Genomic DNA, 15,452 nt, shown 5'->3' with positions numbered 1-15,452 from the left:
CTTCAGGCCGAGACCGGTCGGTGGTTGGGGGCGCCCACTGACCGGGAACGCCGGTTCAGGACATTGCGCAGGGCGCGCGCGACCTGCTCGGTCGAGTAGGGTTTGCGGACGAGATCGAAGCCGTGCGTGTCGTCCTGGGCCAGCACGTCGCTGTAGCCCGTGGTCAGGATGATCGGCAGGTTCGGGTGGCCGGCCTTCAGCCGCCGCGCGAGTTCGACCCCGCCCATGCCCGGCATCACCACGTCCGAGAAGACGGCGTCGAACCGGAACGGCACCCGCTCGAATTCGGTAAGCGCCGTCTCGGCGTCGTGTGCCCAGACGATCGAGTGGCCGAGATCCTCCAGGAGCTGGGTGCAGAAGCGTCCGACATCGAGGTTGTCCTCGACCACGAGCACGCAGAGCGCCCGCTCCTCGGTCACAGGCTCGGCCGCGTCATCCCCCTGCTGCGCCTCCGGCGCGGGCGCATCGACCTCGGGAAGGTAGAGCGTGAAGGTGGTGCCGTGTCCCGGTTCGCTCGCCACGTCAATGTCGCCGCCCGATTGCTTGGCGAAGCCGATGACTTGGGAGAGACCGAGTCCGGTCCCCTTGCCCACCGCCTTGGTGGTGTAGAAGGGCTCGAAGATGCGCGTCAGATGCTCCGGGGCGATGCCGGTGCCATCGTCGCGGACCGAGAGCGCGGCGAAGGGCCCGGCTGCACCGGCATGGCCGCGGATCGAGGGCAGCGCCGTCCCGCAGGCGAGCTCCAGCGTCAGCGTGCCCTCGCCGGCCATCGCGTCGCGGGCGTTGACCGCGAGATTGACCAGCGCGGTCTCGAACTGGCTCGGGTCGACCCGCACGTGGCAGGGCATGTCGGGCACCTGCGCGACGATGCGGATGCGGGCGCCGGTCACCGCGTTCAGCATGTCGGCCACGCCGCGAAGCCGCCCGCCGAGGTCGAACACCTCGGGCTTGAGAGGCTGCCGCCGGGCAAATGACAGGAGCTGGCTCGTCAGCTTGGCGGCGCGATCGACGGTGTCCGAGACCGCCTCCAGGTAGCGGCTGCGCCGGTCCTCGGGCAGGTTCGGCCGGCGCAGGAACTCGACCGATGAGCGGATGATGGTCAGGAGGTTGTTGAAGTCGTGCGCCACGCCGCCGGTGAGCTGCCCAACCGCCTCCATCTTCTGGGCATGGCGCAGCGCTTCCTCGGCTCGGGCCAGCTGCTCCTGGCCGCGTAACCGTTCGGTGACGTCCTGGGCATACTGGAACGCGCCGATCCGGCGTCCCTGCGCGTCCCGCAGCGCCGTGAACCGTAGCTCGTAGGAGGGCCGCTTGCGTTCCGGGTCGCCGAACGCCTCGACGAGGGTGAACTCCTCGCCGGAAAGGGCACGGGACCAGACCGCCTTCACCGCGGCGCAATGGTCGGGATGGTCGGCCAGCAGGGCGAGGAGGTTGTCGCCGACGCCGGGCCGGACGCCGTAGAGGCTCTCGAACTCGTCGGCATAGGCGCGGTTCACCGCGAGCACGCGGTAATCGTCGTCGAGCGCGGCGACGAGAGCGTCGGTGGTCTCGAACACGTCGGCCCAGAGCTTGCGCTGGGCGAGCGCGTCCGTCACGCGCCGCTCCAGCGTCGCGTTCATGTCCTGCAGGCGCTCTTCGGCGAGCTTGCGATCGTGGATGTCCTCGACGACGCCGTACCAGCGGATGATCGCACCGCCCTCGTTGCGCCGCGGCCGGGCCCGCGCCCGCATCCAGCGGTACGCACCGGTGCGGGCGATGCGGATGCGGTAGTCCACATCGACCGGCTCGCCCGAGGCGAGGCAGTTCGCGAACACGGTCATGGTCCAGGGAACGTCATCGGGATGAAGCGCCTTGGCCCAGCCGGCGCCCTCCGGCTCGCCCGGCGCCTGCCCGGTCAGTTCGAGCCACCGGTTCGAGTAGGAGATGATGTTGCCGTGCGGGTCGCAGGTCCAGGGCACCTGCGGATTGAGCTCGACCGTGTGCCGGTAATGGTCCTCGCTCTCGCGCAGGCGCCGCTCGCCGAGGACGCGGGCCGTCGTCTCGGCCGTGACGCAGAACAAGCCGGCGACGGCGCCGGCCTCGTCGTAGGCGGGCGAGTAGGTGAAGGACCACCAGCCCTGCTCGGGCCTTCCCTCGCGGGAGAGGTCCAGCATGACGTCGGTGAGGGTCTGGCTCTCACCCGCGAGCGTCGCGTCCACCAGCGGCCCGATCTCGTCCCAGATGCTGGCCCAGACCTGGCGGAAGGGCTGCCCCAGAGCCGTCGGGAGCCGGTAGCCGAGGATCGGCCGGTAGGCATCGTTGTAGAAGCAGAGCAGGTCTGGTCCCCAGGCGAGGAACATCGCCGTGGGGCAGGACAACATCAGCGACAGCGTGCTGCGCAGCGAGTGCGGCCAGCGCTCCGGCGGCCCGATCGAGGTCGCCGACCAGTCGCGGGCGCGGATCTCGGCGCCGGTCTCTCCTCCGGGCGGCAGGAACGCGAAGGCATCAGCCATGACGCGGCACGCCTGCGGCCTGAACACCACCACGGGCCAACCCATCCACGGCGTCGTGCCCGGTGATGGCCCTCCGCCCGGTCAGGGTCGGTCGAACCGCGCCCGTCGGGTGCGGCAGGTTTCGAGAGGGAAGGCCAAGCATGGCGGTGGGATAACCTGTCGATTCATTGCGGGCGAGCCTTTCGGCCTGCGCCGTTTCAGTACCTCGTCGATTGTAACCGGGGTGGTCGGCCACCGGTTGCCGCTCAATGCAGCAAGAGAGTTGGCAGCAAGAAAGTGTGACGGCAGGGCGGGCGCCCTCGACGCCGTCCGTCCGTTGACGCGCCGCTATCGCCGTTCGATCGGCCTCACTTTCGCCTGAGCCGGCCTCGCATGGTGGAACAATCCGGTGCCCCCAAGCCTGTCTGAACGATGAACCCCGCCCCGACGAGCGAGCGAGAGGCCGCACGCCTTCGCGCCCTGGACCGTTACCGGTTGCTCGACACGCCGCGCGAGCAGGATTTCGACGAAATCGCGGAGGCCGCCGCTGAACTGTGCGAGGCCCCGATCGCGGTGGTCAACCTCGTCGGCGACGGGCGGCAGTTCTTCAAGGCGGAGGTCGGCCTCGGCGTGCGCGAGACGCCGCTCGAGACCTCCTTCTGCCAGCAGGCCATCCTGCACAACGACTTCCTCTACGTGCCGGACGCGACGCACGATCCGCGCTTTGCCGGCAATCCGCTCGTCAGCGGCGAGCCCGGCCTGCGCTTCTACGCCGGCGCCCTTCTGAAGACTGCCGAGGGGCAGCCGATCGGCACCGTCTGCGTCCTCGACACCCGGCCGCGCGAACTCTCGGAGCGGCAGCGCCGCGGCCTGATGCGGCTCGCCCGCCAGGCCATGGCGCAGATGGAACTGCGCCGCGCGCTCCGGGAGCAGGCGGAGCAGCGCCTGCTGCACGAGCGCATTCTCGACAGCGCCACCGACTACGCGATCGTGGCGACCGATTCCGGCGGCCGCGTCACCCGCTGGAACACGGGCGCCGAGCGCATCCTCGGCTGGACCGAGGCCGAGATGCTGGGGCAGGCGATCGACGCGTTCTTCACGCCGGAGGATCGCGCGGAGGGCCGGCCCGAGGTCGAGATGCGCCTGGCGAGGGAGAACGGCAGCGCGCCGAACGAGCGCTGGCACATCCGCCGGGACGGAACCCGCTTCTGGGCCTCGGGCGAGATGATGCCGCTGACCGCCGAGGGCGGCGCCCTCATCGGCTACCTCAAGATCCTGCGCGACCGCACCGGGCCGCGCGCCTCGGAAGCCGCGCTGCGGGACAGCGAGATGCGCTACCGCTCCCTGGTCGAGGTCAGCCCGCAGGTGGTGTGGTTCGGCGACGACGCCGGCAACATCACCTACTGCAACGCCTACTGGTACGATTACACGGGGCTGCCTCCCGGCGAGACCGGCGAGGCGAGCTGGATGGGGGTGATCCACCCCGATCACCGCGAGCGCGTTCGCGAGGCGTGGCTCTCGGCGGCGCGGAGCAAGGGCCCTTACGAGGTCGAGTTCCCACTCCGTCGGGCCGACGGGCAGTATCGCTGGTTCCTGTCGCGGGCGCGGCCGGTGCGCGACGAGGCGGGCCATCTGAGGAGCTGGATCGGCACCACCCTCGACATCCACGAGCGCAAGACCGCCGAGGAGCGCTTCGAGGCGCTCACCGAACTGGCTCCGGCAATCATCTGGTTCGGCAATCCGGACGGCAGCCTCAGTTACCTGAACGACCGCTGGTACGCCTATACCGGCCAGACGCCGGAACAGGCGCTGCCGCTCGGCTGGGGCGAGGCGATCCACCCGGACGACCTCGAAGGTCTGCTTCGGGCCTGGGACACGGCGCGTAGCCGTGAGATCGTCTACGACACCGAGGCGCGCCTGCGCCGCCACGACGGGACCTATCGCTGGTTCCTAATCCGGGCCGAGCCGTTGCGGGACGCGGGCGGCCCGGTGGTGGGCTGGCTCGGCAGCAACAGCGAGATCCACGACCGCCGCCAGGCCGAGGAGGATCTGCGCAAGGCGCAGGAGCAACTCTACCTCGCCGTCGAGGCCACCGGGACCGGCATCTTCGACTACGACCTCGTCACCGACACGCTCGAATGGGATGCACGGACCCGCGCCCTGTTCGGCCTGCGGCCGGAGGCGCCCGTCAGCTACGCGGTCTTCCTGGCGGGGCTGCATCCGGATGACAGGGATTGGGTCGATGCGGCCGTTCAGGCCGCCCTCGATCCGGCCGGCAGCGGCCGCTACGACATCGTGTACCGGACCATTGGATTGGAGGACGGCGTCGAGCGCTGGGTCGCCGCCAAGGGTCAGGCCTTCTCCGCCGACGGCCGCGCCGTGCGCTTCATCGGCACCGCGCGCGACGTCACGCAGAGCCGGCGCGCCGAGCAGGTTCTGCGCGAGACCGAGGAGCGCTACCGTCTCGCGGCGCGTGCCACCAACGATGCGATCTGGGACTGGAACCTCGCCACGAACCACGTCCTCTGGAACGAGGCGCTGACGGTCGCCCATGGCTATCCGCCGGAGGCAGTCGATCCGACCGGCGATTGGTGGATCGCCCACATCCATCCCGACGACCGGGCGCGAATCGACACCTCCATCCACGCCGTCATCGATGGGACCGGCACCGCCTGGAGCGACGAGTATCGCTTCCTGCGCGCGGACGGCAGCTACGCCGATATCCTCGACCGGGGCTACGTCATCCGCGATGGCCACGGCACGGCGGTGCGGATGATCGGGGCGATGTTCGACATCAGCGAGCGGAAGCGGGCCGAGGAGCACCAGCGCTTGCTCACCGGCGAACTGCAGCACCGGGTCAAGAACACGCTCGCCCTGGTCCAGGCGATCGCCAGCCAGACCTTCCGCAACGCCTCGGACCCGGAGGCCGCCCGAGAGGCCTTCGCCGCGCGCCTGATCTCGCTTGGCCGCGCCCACGACATCCTGACCCGGTCGAGCTGGACCGAGGCGCCGATCCTCGAGGTCGTAGAAGGGGCCCTGGCGGTCCACCGCGGCGCGGCCACGGCGCGCATCCGTGCAAGCGGGCCGGGTGTGCTCCTCGGAGCCAGGGCGGCGCTCTCGCTGGCGCTCGCCCTGCACGAGCTGGCCACCAACGCCGCCAAGTACGGCGCCCTCTCGAACGAGGCGGGATGTGTCGATCTGCGGTGGCACGTGGTGCACGAGGGCGAGACACCCCGCTTCTGCCTGACATGGTCCGAGCAGGGCGGGCCGCCGATCCTGACCCAGCCCTCGCGCCGCGGCTTCGGCTCGCGCCTGATCGAGCGCAGCTTCGCCGCTGAGGTCGGCGGCGAGGTCAAGCTCACCTACGCGCCGGCCGGCCTCATCTGCCGCCTGGAGGCGCCGCTCGCATCGATGCAGGAGCCGCGCAACGAGGCTGCGGCCTAAGGCGATGAGCCGGCTCCGTCCGTTTCGTGAAGCGGACCGATCATCGCGGCGGTCTTCATCGGGATGGATTGGCGTCCTCGTCGTTGGTTCTCGACCAGCAATTGTTAGGTCGACCCTCGCTTTGCCCAAGCGGGTGTATGAAAAACTTCTGACTTGTGCATACCGACTATTTGCGATCTAGTACGGCTCGGATGACCTGAGCCCCGGGTTGCACGATGTCGCCGCTCCTGACGCGCCTGCTCGCATCGGTCGGCGCCCTCGGCTGCACCACGCTCCCCGGTCACGCGCTCGATCCGGCCGCGGTGGAGCTGGAGGAATTGCAAGTCACGGCGCAATCCGCACCGACGAGTCCGGTGACGACGATCTCCGGCCCGCCCCCGAGCCTGAAGGCCGCCCTGTCCCCCTCGGTCTCGGCCCTGCCGGGCAACACCACGGTGATCGATGCTACAGAGATCGCTCGCCTGCCGGTGCAGAGCTACGGCGACCTCTTCCGTCCGGTGGCCGGTTTCGATGTCTCGAATTACGGCCAGGGCGGCGTCGGCTACGGCATCGCTTTGCGCGGCTTCAGCGATGCCGAGCACGGCCGCGACGTGGCCGTCTTCATCGATGGCGTGCCGATCAACGAGGTCTCCTCGATCCACACCCCGAACTACATCGATCTCAACTCGCTGATTCCCGAGACCATCGCCTCCATCAGCATCGTGCGCGGGCCGTTCTCGGTCGAGGCGGGCGATGCCAATCTCGGCGGTGCGATCTTCATCGACACCAAGCGGGCCGAGCCGTTCTCGACGCTGGGCGTATCGGGCGGCTCCTTCGGCATGGCGCGCGGCCTCGCCACCTTCAGCCAGCTCAGCCCCGGCATCCAGCCTTTCCTCGCCTACGAGGGCTACGGCACGGGCGGCTATCGCGAGAACGGTGATCTCGGGCGCTACAACGCCTTCAACAAGGTCACGATTCCCCTTGATCTCGGCTCCAGCCTGTCGCTGCGGGTGCAGATGTACGGCACGGGCTTCGGGCAGCCGGGCTATCTGGAGCGCGACCGCGTGCGGGCCGGCCTCGTCTCGCCGCGCGCGGCGGCCAACCCCACCGATGGCGGCGGCAAGACCCTGCAGACCTTCGTGGCCAACTACGTCAACGGCGGGCCCGACGACGCGCTGTCGGCACTCCTCTACGCCAGCCACGACGTGTTCAGCCGTTTCTCTGATTTCGGAGCCGGCCAGCGCGGACAGGTCGAGGAGCGCGAGACCGTCGGCGGGCGCCTGCGCAAGGTCTGGACGACCAGCCTGTTCGATGCCGTGCCTGCCCAAATCCTCGTTGGCGGCGACTGGCGCACGGACGCGCTCGACGTGAACACCGGCCCCTCGGTCGCGCGCGGCTTCACCGCGCGCAGCCTCGATCTCGGCATCCTCCAGCACAACCTCGCGGCCTATGCGCAGGTGCAGGTCAAGCCGACGCCCTGGTTGAAGCTGACCGGCGGCGCCCGCTTCGACCAGTTCTTCTACGACGTGCGCAATAACCTCGACTCCGCCCTCTCGCCCAGGGTCAGCCCCAACGTCGTCTCCCCCAAGGGCGGGGCGGCGCTCACGCCCTTCGACTGGCTGGAGCTGTTCGCCAATTACGGCCAGGGCTTCCGCAGCCCGTCCGCGTCGAGCGAGTTGACGGGCAATCCGCGCCTCACCCCGCTCACCATCGAGAGCACGGAGGGCGGCGGCCGACTCGTGTTCGACCGCGTCAGCCTGCTCAGCACCGTGTTCTTCACCGACATCGCCAACGAGGCGTTCCAGCCGGCCCCCGGCCTTCCCGTGCAGAACCTCGGCAAGTCCCGTCGCGACGGCTTCGAGATCGAGGCGAAAATCCTCGCCTACCGCGAGGGCCTCGACCGGGTCGCCGTCTTCGCCAACTACTCGGGCGTCTCCGCCCGACTGCTCAACGGGGCGCCGTCGATCTTCGTCCCCAACGTGCCGGCCTTCCTCGCCACCGTGGGCGCCGAGTTCGACGTCGGCGCGCCGGCCTCGCTCGGCCCCGGCCGCCTGACCGGCGCGGCGTACCTCACGTATACCGGCGCCAAACCGCTGACCGAGGACGGGGGCTTGCGCTCCTCGCCCTATCCGCGGGTGAGCGGCCGGCTCGCCTACCTTCACGCGAGCGGCTGGACCACATACGGTCAAGCGACCTGGTATCCTGGCGACCGCACCAGCGAAAGCATCTTCAATTTCGGCTCGTCGGTCTCCGCGACGGCAGCCGACATCTTCACCAGCCCGCAGCCGCGCCTGACGCTGCTGGCCGGCATCACCTACGGCTTTCCAACGGGAGTACCAGCACGATGAGACGCAAAGCCCTTTCGGCCGCCTGCTTGGCCGCCCCTTTCGCCGGCCTCCTCGCCCTCGGCGCACCGGCCTCCGCCCACGACATCTGGCTCGACCCGACCGGCAGCGGCGTGCAGATCCTCTACGGGCATCCCCACGAGCCGGAACTGCCGAGCGCGGGCAAGCTGATGAGCCTGACCGCCTACGAGCCGTCCGACGCCGTGGTGCTGAAGGCCAAGCTGGAATCCGGCCCGGCGCCGGCGCTCAGGGCCGCGCATCAGGGCGACGCGCTGTTCGCGGCCGCCTACGACAACGGCTACTGGGTGCGCCTGCCCGACGGCAGCTACCGCAATGCCAGCAAGCGGATGCTGCCGCAGGCCGACAAGAGCCTGTGGTCGGTCAAGTTCGCCAAGGCGGTCTCCGGCCCGGCGGCACCTTGGGACAAGATCGTCGGCCAACCGCTGGAGATCGTTCCGCTGGAGGCGCCGACTTCGGCCTCGGGCAAGATCCGGGTGCGGGTGCTGTTCGAGGGCCGTCCGCTCAACGGGGCCAGCGTGGTCGCCACCGACGGCGTGAATTTCAAGAGCGATGCGGATCAGGCTCGCGCCACGACGGATGCCGAGGGCGTCGCGGTCGTCGCGCTGCGCCGCGCCGGCCCGCAGGTGCTCGGCGTCAGCCACCGCGTCACCCCTTCGCAGACCCCGGCGCTCGCCGATTCGGACAGCTACGGCGCGACCCTCGCCTTCACCGTGACCGACCCGAAGACCAACTGAGCGAGGGCTCAGTCGCGGGGTATCGACCACGATCGACTGCCTCACAGGTCCATGAAAGGAGGGGCGCATCGGTTTCCCGATGCGCCCCTTCGATTGTCACGGTAAGGCCGCGCTCGGTCTCGGAGATGTCGCCGACAGCGACGATCTCCTATGGCTTGAGGCAAAACATGGAATCTATGTAGCCTCCAAGTCATTGATCTATAGAAATTATTTCTGCGATCGATCTGGAGAAATAACGAAAGATGCTCATTCCAGCACAATAAGATGCTCGGCAGGCCGGCCATTGGATCGCCGAAGGCCCACATGAATTACAATCGACACGACGAAAAAGCCCCCGCGGATTTCTCGGCGGGGGCTTGTGACCTCGTTCAGGCGATCTCTTTAGATACGCGCCAAGTCCGATCTTCGATAGAAGGCGGCCCCTACCTCCTCGCGCCGGATCTGTGGCTCGATGCCGAGTGCGGTCAGTCGCTTCTGGATCTGCCGGAAGTGAATCCCCGTTGTTGCCATCGCTTCGAACAGGGTGACGTGCTCCGCACGGAATGCCTCGAGGTCGGCTTCCCTGATCACGTTCACGGGGCATCGGTTCAAAGGACTGACGATCGTTGTCGTCTGGAGAAAGCCTAGATCGATCAGCTTGCGGACGACCGCGGAGTTCGTGCGCATCACCTTCTCAACCGCTCGGGCTGTCGTACAACCGTCCATGGAGCCTCGCGTCCGATCACGAACCTCGGACACCCGAACGAGCAGAGCCGAGAAACCGTGAGCGTCTCTCCGTCGACCGACCCAGGCCAGCTTGCGCCCGAGGACGAGATCGAGGATCTCGGCGGTGCTGCAGCAGACTTTTTTCACCGCTCTCTGAATGTCGACCATGTCCTCGTCGGGCTCCGCGACGGGCACGGCATCGGCGAACAGCCTGGTCAGGAACGTGTCGAGGTCGCGGCGCCTGAACAGGTGATCGAGTTCCGGCCGCTTTGGGAACATGGGCTTGATGAACCCGCCGTCGACGAGCAGCTTCGTCTGGACGCGGCCAGCGCCGAGGTACTCCTTGACCTCCGTCATGAACAAGCCGTCGGCGGCGTCCGCGAGAGTCGGGGATGCTGCGACGGCGTCGAACAATGCACTACCGTTTGGAAGCTCAGCCTGCTCCTTTGTTAGGATGCCGGTCGCCTAGAGGATCTTTCGCAGACGTTTGGGATGTATCCGCAAATCCTGGGACGCGGTGTACACACTCGGCAGGCGTCGGGTTCGGGAGATCGCCTGCTTCATAGGCGACGACAAGGCTTAGAACATAACTAGAACATGTGCGCTGGCGCGTAAAATGACTTGTGCACAGACGCGGAGTATTTGCGCTTTCGCATTGATGCGCCAGAAGCCCACATTGAGTCGGCAAGCGCCGAGCCGCCGCTCTTGACCCCTTGCGGACATTCGAGCCGCTTTCGCCGAAGGTCCGGACGGAGTGGAGAGCAGACACGAGGATCTATGTAGGATCTGGACACATCACTTATAATTCCTGAATTGCAAGCTTTTAAATATAGAGTTCCTTCTGATATTTGTGGAACATTCAGAGCTACATAGATAATCATTGGTCAAATTTTTGATGGACCTTGTAGCGCATATCGTGCTGGACCGGTGCCACCAGACTGCGGGTGGCAGGTGACGGGCAAATTAGGAATATGAATTGCCTATATATCCCGAATACTTTTCCTATTCGTCATTCCTGTGCAAATAGTGCGGCAATATGTTGCAAATGAAACACAGGCACGGTTCAATGCAAGAATATAATAAGTTTTGTGGCGAACTATATGTTTCGAGGGATTGCTGGCCGCTCAGGTTCGCGGCATCCTTCTAGGAGAGGCGAACGGTGAAGCACGTCTTCAGGGTCGTCTGCAAATAACTAACAAGAGCTAATTTGAGCTTACAATTACTAGCGCAGCTTGCATTTTGCAAATGCGGAAGCTCAAATTGTTCAATCCAGGGAGATAACGCGATGGCTCTGCCGATAAATTTTAATAATACTGTATATGCTGCCGGATTTCTCGGCACCGATGACGGCGGTGCGTCTGCCAGTTTCCAGGTCGATGCTGCATCCACCTACTCTGTGAGCATCAACGGCACAGTTACTGGTCCGGGCAGTACGGTGAATCTCACTTATGGAGCGGATGCGCCGGCCGGATTTGCTGGGACGTCGGTGCAGCTCACCGCGACGCAGTATGACAACTCTGACATGATTTTGTTCACAAGTAATGCAATTCCCCCCGGCGAGACAGATCGGGGAACTTACCGGTACCTTCTGTCAAATACGCAATTGTATGGATCAAATCCCCCGGCCGGAACGACGAGGACGCGGTTTACTGCCGACAGCAATGGTGCTCTCGGAGATTATAACGCTAGAGTCACGGGCGGTACCGGAGCCACGGGCGGTACCGGAGCCACGGGCGGTACCGGAGCCACGGGTGGTACCGGAGCCACGGGTGCTACCGGAGCCACGGGTGCTACCGGAGCCACGGGTGCTACCGGAGCCACGGGTGGTACCGGAGCCACGGGCGGTACCGGAGCCACGGGCGGTACCGGAGCCACAGGTGGTACCGGAGCCACGGGCCCGGTAATCTGCTTCACTCCCGGCACCCGCATCGCGACGCCTGATGGCGAGACGGCGATCGAGGATCTGCGGCCCGGCGATAGTGTCCGTCTGGCCGACGGTGCCGTTGCCATCGTGCGCTGGATCGGCCGTCGGCACCTCGACCTGCGGACTCATCCGCAGCCTTCCACTGCCCATCCCGTGCGGATCGCCGCCCGCGCCTTCGGCCAGGGCCTGCCGGTTCGGGATCTCATCGTCTCGCCCGGCCACGGCCTCTACTGCGACGGCGTTCTCATCCCTGCGATCTGCCTCGTAAATGACCGCACAATCACGCGGGTGGCGGTCTCCTCGGTCGAGTATCTTCACGTCGAGCTGGAGCAGCATGCGCTCCTGCTTGCTGAAGGATTGCCGACGGAGAGCTACCTCGACGTGGACAACCGCGGATTCTTCGAGAATGGCGAGGCGCCGCTGATCCTGCACCCGACCTTTGCAGCGATGGCGCATGAGGGGGGCTGTGCGCCCTACGTGATCGCTGGGGCTAAGCTGAAGAAGGTGCGGGCGCAACTTGAGCGGCAAGCTGACGTCCGGGAGATGGAGCAGCGGTCGCACACTGGATGGCGGGCACGTCACGGCCTCGGCCGCTCAATCGCCTGACGACTGTTCGGCGCTGAGCCTCCTCAGCGCCGAACTTTCTGACAAATAGAGCATCGTCCCGAAAGGTGGCCACCGCCTTTTGGAAAAAGACGATGCATAAACAAGAGGATAGAGCATCGTGCTGGATCTGATATTCAGCACGATGCTCTAGACGGTACGGATCCACCCGCTTCCGACAATCGGTCGAGGCTTGGCGAATAACCGCGCTCGGCCTGCCCGCCCCGCAGGGCGTTGAGTCGCCCGAGGCCCATTCACTTGCCGCGCCGGAGCCTGTGCGGCCTCAGCTGAGACAGATGCGATGGCCAAGCGGCTTCGTCGATGGAGGGCGGCTGCCCGTTTTTGGTCCGCAGAGCTTCGGCTGCTCAGGGAGCGTCGCCTGATCGCTAGCTCCGAGCTGTTTGACGAGACGCTCTATCTCTACGAAGCTCCCGACGTCATGCGCGAGGAGGCGGAGCCGATCGAGCATTTCTGCCGCTTCGGCTGGCGCGAGGGCCGACGGCCCAACCTCTACTTCGACCCACTCTGGTACCGCGACCGCTACCTCAAGGGAGCCGACCAGAACCCGCTCGTGCATTACCTCACGGTCGGTGAGGCGTCTGGCTGCCGCCCAGTCTGCTACTTCGATCCGCACTGGTACGCGCGAACCTACGGGCTGCCACGTCGAGTCTGCGCGCTGGCCCACTTCCTCACTCATCGACGCAGTCAGCGTTTCGCGCCAAACCCAAACTTCGATCTCGCTTTCTATCTCGACCGTTACGGTGTCGAGATCGGTCCGAATCGCGATCCGTTTGCGCACCACCTGCGCTTCGGGGCCGTACGAGACATCGATCCGTCGCCGTACTTCGACTCGGAGCGTTACCGACATTCAAAGATGACGGATCCACCCCCGGGGATGCGCACACCCTGGGCAGAGGCCGATCTGCGCGTACCTCTCGTCCACCACCTGGACACGCAATGTCGCAGCTCCTGAACAGGATCTTCTGAAAGTGTATATAGCAGGCTCCGCCGATAATAGGATGAGTTGAATCTGACTATTCTTGACATAAAGTGATGTTTTGCGGAGATTATCTTTTGATGCGCAAAACTTGCATCGATTATATCTTGCCTTGGCAGGCGCCGGTTGCAGCCATACGATGCCGCCAGGACGCCCTGCTCTGTCGACCTCCCCTTCTTCCACGTGTGAGGTGAGCTCTTGTGACGCCGACTGGTCAGACTGTCTGCCTGTGCATGATCGTCAAGAACGAGGCGCCCGTCATCCGCCGCTGCCTTGCCTCAGTCCGACCGATTATCGATCATTGGATCATCGTCGACACGGGTTCAACGGACGGGACGCAGGCGATCATCGGCGATGCATTGCGCGATTTGCCTGGCACCCTCCACCAGCGTCCCTGGCAGGATTTCGCGCACAACCGCAGTGAGGCACTCGCCTTCGCTCGGGCACACGGTACCTTTACGCTGATCATAGACGCCGACGACACGCTTCGCATGCCGCCCAGCTTCGTCCTGCCGGATCTGGAAGCAGACGCCTACTTCCTCGACATCGCCGATGAAGGAATTATCTACCAGCGTACGCAGATCGTCCGCTCGGCATTGCCTTGGCGCTACCGGGGCGTGCTGCATGAGTTCTTAACTTGCGGGGACGTGACCACCACCGCCGGCACGCTGCCGGTGACGATGGTGCGCAACCACGATGGCGCTCGCCGCCGTGACCCGCAGACCTACGGTCAGGACGCGCAGGTACTCGAACGCGCTCTCGCCACCGAGTCGGACCCCTTCCTCGTCTCGCGCTATACCTTCTATCTCGCGCAGAGCTACCGCGATTGCGGCCAACTCACCAAGGCAATTGAAGCCTACCTGCGCCGAGCGGAACTCGGCTTCTGGGGCGAGGAGGTCTACGTCAGCCTGCTCCAAGCCGGGCGGATGATGGAGCGGCTGGGCCGCCCACCTGACTCTATCCTCGCGATCTATGCCCGAGCCAACGCCGCCGTGCCCGGGCGGGCCGAGGCCGCCCACGCTGCCAGCCGTCTCTGCCGCGTCCTATCCCGGCATGCGCAAGGGTGCTCCCTCGCCGAGCCGTTGCTCGGCCTTCCGGCGCCGGCGGACGGACTGTTCATCGAGACATGGATCTACGCCTACGGGCTCTATGACGAGTTCGCGGTCAACGCCTATTGGTGCGGGCGCTACCGCGAATCCCTTGATGCGAGCCTGCGCGCCCTAGAGGGTGGGGAGGTGCCGGAGGCGGAGCGTCCGCGCTTTCTAGCTAACATGCGCTTCGCCCTCGGCAAGCTGCCCCCGAGCCCCGCAAGCGACATCTAGCTGAGCGAAACGATCGAATGTCTCAACCCGTTCACATTGCCAGCAAGCAGACGTTCCTAGCGTCCGAGTAGGGGCGGGAGGGGCGGCTCGGCGCTTGCCGACCAAATGTCGGCTCATGGCGCGAAGCTGAACAAGCTGGGGCGAACTCGTGACCCAAAGCGGACCTTCAAGCTGCGGCCCCTGAAGGTCCGGATGGGTGGAAAGCGGATGTACGGCGCAGGCGAGGGTAGGATATCTCGGCTGGCATTCAGGAGGTGAACCTCCTAACCTCGGCAGAGCGCGCTGCGCTGAGGAGCCGTTCATGCTGTCGCGATCTGCTCTGTTGAGCCTCTCCGCATTGGCGCTCGTCACGGGTTCGGCCCATGCGCAGCAGCCGACGGGCCAAACAGAGTTGGACTGCTCACGGTTCACGCACAATACGGACGGATCGTGGAGTGTGAAGCAACCGCTCGAACTCTTCAGCGAAAGCGGTCGTGTCCGTATCTCTCCTGGACCGCCGTTCAAGCCCGGCATGTCGTTCGGAGGGCTCGACATCGCGAGGATGCTCGATGAGCAGTGCCGATAGGCGTGATCCTACTCAATACAGGCACCACGGCCCGTAAACCCGCATCATCATTGCCGCTGTCATTGCAACTTGCACGAATGGCGGCTTCGTGAGGCGCAGCCCGAACATTCGAAGGGAACACCCGGGAGCGGATGCTCGGAAAGTCAGAAAAGGGTGGAGGCTGTGTGAAAACGTAGCGGTTATGATAGTCTCTGCGGGACAGCGGAGGCGTGTATGGCGCGGTTCATCTGTGGCGCGGATCGCCACCAAGTGACGCTGTTGCCGAACCGGTTGGACGACTATGTGTCCGAAGACAATCCGGTGCGCGTCGTCGACCTGTTCGTAGACGAGCTTGATCTCACGGCC

The 15,452-nt window shown here is 65.7% G+C and carries 9 protein-coding genes; 7 read left to right on the top strand and 2 right to left on the bottom strand.

Annotated elements, in window-relative coordinates; translation table 11 throughout:
• Positions 1–2: 2 nt before the first annotated feature.
• The gene (locus MFF24_RS18000; RefSeq protein ID WP_238226120.1) at positions 3–2,489 is read right to left on the bottom strand and encodes a PAS domain-containing protein; all 2,487 of its coding nucleotides are present in this window, start codon (positions 2,487–2,489) and stop codon (positions 3–5) included.
• 411 nt (positions 2,490–2,900) lie between these two features.
• Between MFF24_RS18000 and MFF24_RS17995 the strand changes: the two genes are divergently transcribed.
• The 3 genes from MFF24_RS17995 to MFF24_RS17985 all read left to right on the top strand — a co-directional run bounded on the left by MFF24_RS17995 (position 2,901) and on the right by MFF24_RS17985 (position 8,991).
• Positions 2,901–5,912 carry a PAS domain S-box protein gene (locus MFF24_RS17995; RefSeq protein ID WP_238226118.1) on the top strand — a complete coding sequence of 1,004 codons (3,012 nt, stop codon included), beginning with the start codon at positions 2,901–2,903 and terminating at the stop codon, positions 5,910–5,912.
• Positions 5,913–6,127: 215 nt separating this feature from the next.
• Positions 6,128–8,239 carry a TonB-dependent receptor gene (locus tag MFF24_RS17990; protein WP_238226116.1) on the top strand — a complete coding sequence of 704 codons (2,112 nt, stop codon included), beginning with the start codon at positions 6,128–6,130 and terminating at the stop codon, positions 8,237–8,239.
• Positions 8,236–8,991, top strand: a complete 756-nt coding sequence (locus tag MFF24_RS17985; protein WP_238226113.1) for a DUF4198 domain-containing protein — start codon at positions 8,236–8,238, stop codon at positions 8,989–8,991. Before MFF24_RS17990 ends, MFF24_RS17985 begins: the two co-directional genes overlap by 4 nt.
• A gap of 381 nt (positions 8,992–9,372) precedes the next feature.
• Here MFF24_RS17985 and MFF24_RS17980 read toward each other — a convergent pair whose 3' ends face one another.
• Complete coding sequence (locus MFF24_RS17980) at positions 9,373–10,110, bottom strand: hypothetical protein (protein ID WP_238226111.1); 738 nt, start codon at positions 10,108–10,110, stop codon at positions 9,373–9,375.
• A gap of 871 nt (positions 10,111–10,981) precedes the next feature.
• Here MFF24_RS17980 and MFF24_RS17975 point away from each other — a divergent pair.
• The 4 genes from MFF24_RS17975 (at position 10,982) to MFF24_RS17960 (ending at position 15,107) form a co-directional block, all read left to right on the top strand.
• On the top strand, positions 10,982–12,226 hold the full coding sequence (locus tag MFF24_RS17975; RefSeq protein ID WP_308445605.1) for a Hint domain-containing protein: 1,245 nt from the start codon (positions 10,982–10,984) through the stop codon (positions 12,224–12,226).
• Between the two features lie 298 nt (positions 12,227–12,524).
• Positions 12,525–13,196, top strand: coding sequence for a hypothetical protein (locus MFF24_RS17970; RefSeq protein ID WP_238226109.1), 672 nt, complete (start codon positions 12,525–12,527; stop codon positions 13,194–13,196).
• A gap of 257 nt (positions 13,197–13,453) precedes the next feature.
• Positions 13,454–14,542, top strand: coding sequence for a glycosyltransferase (locus MFF24_RS17965; RefSeq protein ID WP_238226107.1), 1,089 nt, complete (start codon positions 13,454–13,456; stop codon positions 14,540–14,542).
• 301 nt (positions 14,543–14,843) lie between these two features.
• Positions 14,844–15,107: a hypothetical protein gene (locus MFF24_RS17960; protein ID WP_162940401.1), complete on the top strand. Its 264-nt coding sequence runs from the start codon at positions 14,844–14,846 to the stop codon at positions 15,105–15,107.
• Positions 15,108–15,452 lie beyond the last annotated feature (345 nt).

This window comes from Methylorubrum aminovorans (assembly GCF_022179725.1).
In the GTDB taxonomy this organism is placed as follows: domain Bacteria; phylum Pseudomonadota; class Alphaproteobacteria; order Rhizobiales; family Beijerinckiaceae; genus Methylobacterium; species Methylobacterium aminovorans.
The sequence above is the reverse complement of the archived record's forward strand: the minus strand, read 5'-3'. Positions and strand labels throughout refer to the sequence as shown.

Coding starts and splice junctions, on each gene's coding strand:
- MFF24_RS18000 (WP_238226120.1), bottom strand. CDS start 2,489: ATGGCTGATGCCTTCGCGTTCCTGCCGCCCGGAGGAGAGACCGGCGCC.
- MFF24_RS17995 (WP_238226118.1), top strand. CDS start 2,901: ATGAACCCCGCCCCGACGAGCGAGCGAGAGGCCGCACGCCTTCGCGCC.
- MFF24_RS17990 (WP_238226116.1), top strand. CDS start 6,128: ATGTCGCCGCTCCTGACGCGCCTGCTCGCATCGGTCGGCGCCCTCGGC.
- MFF24_RS17985 (WP_238226113.1), top strand. CDS start 8,236: ATGAGACGCAAAGCCCTTTCGGCCGCCTGCTTGGCCGCCCCTTTCGCC.
- MFF24_RS17975 (WP_308445605.1), top strand. CDS start 10,982: ATGGCTCTGCCGATAAATTTTAATAATACTGTATATGCTGCCGGATTT.
- MFF24_RS17970 (WP_238226109.1), top strand. CDS start 12,525: ATGGCCAAGCGGCTTCGTCGATGGAGGGCGGCTGCCCGTTTTTGGTCC.
- MFF24_RS17965 (WP_238226107.1), top strand. CDS start 13,454: ATGATCGTCAAGAACGAGGCGCCCGTCATCCGCCGCTGCCTTGCCTCA.
- MFF24_RS17960 (WP_162940401.1), top strand. CDS start 14,844: ATGCTGTCGCGATCTGCTCTGTTGAGCCTCTCCGCATTGGCGCTCGTC.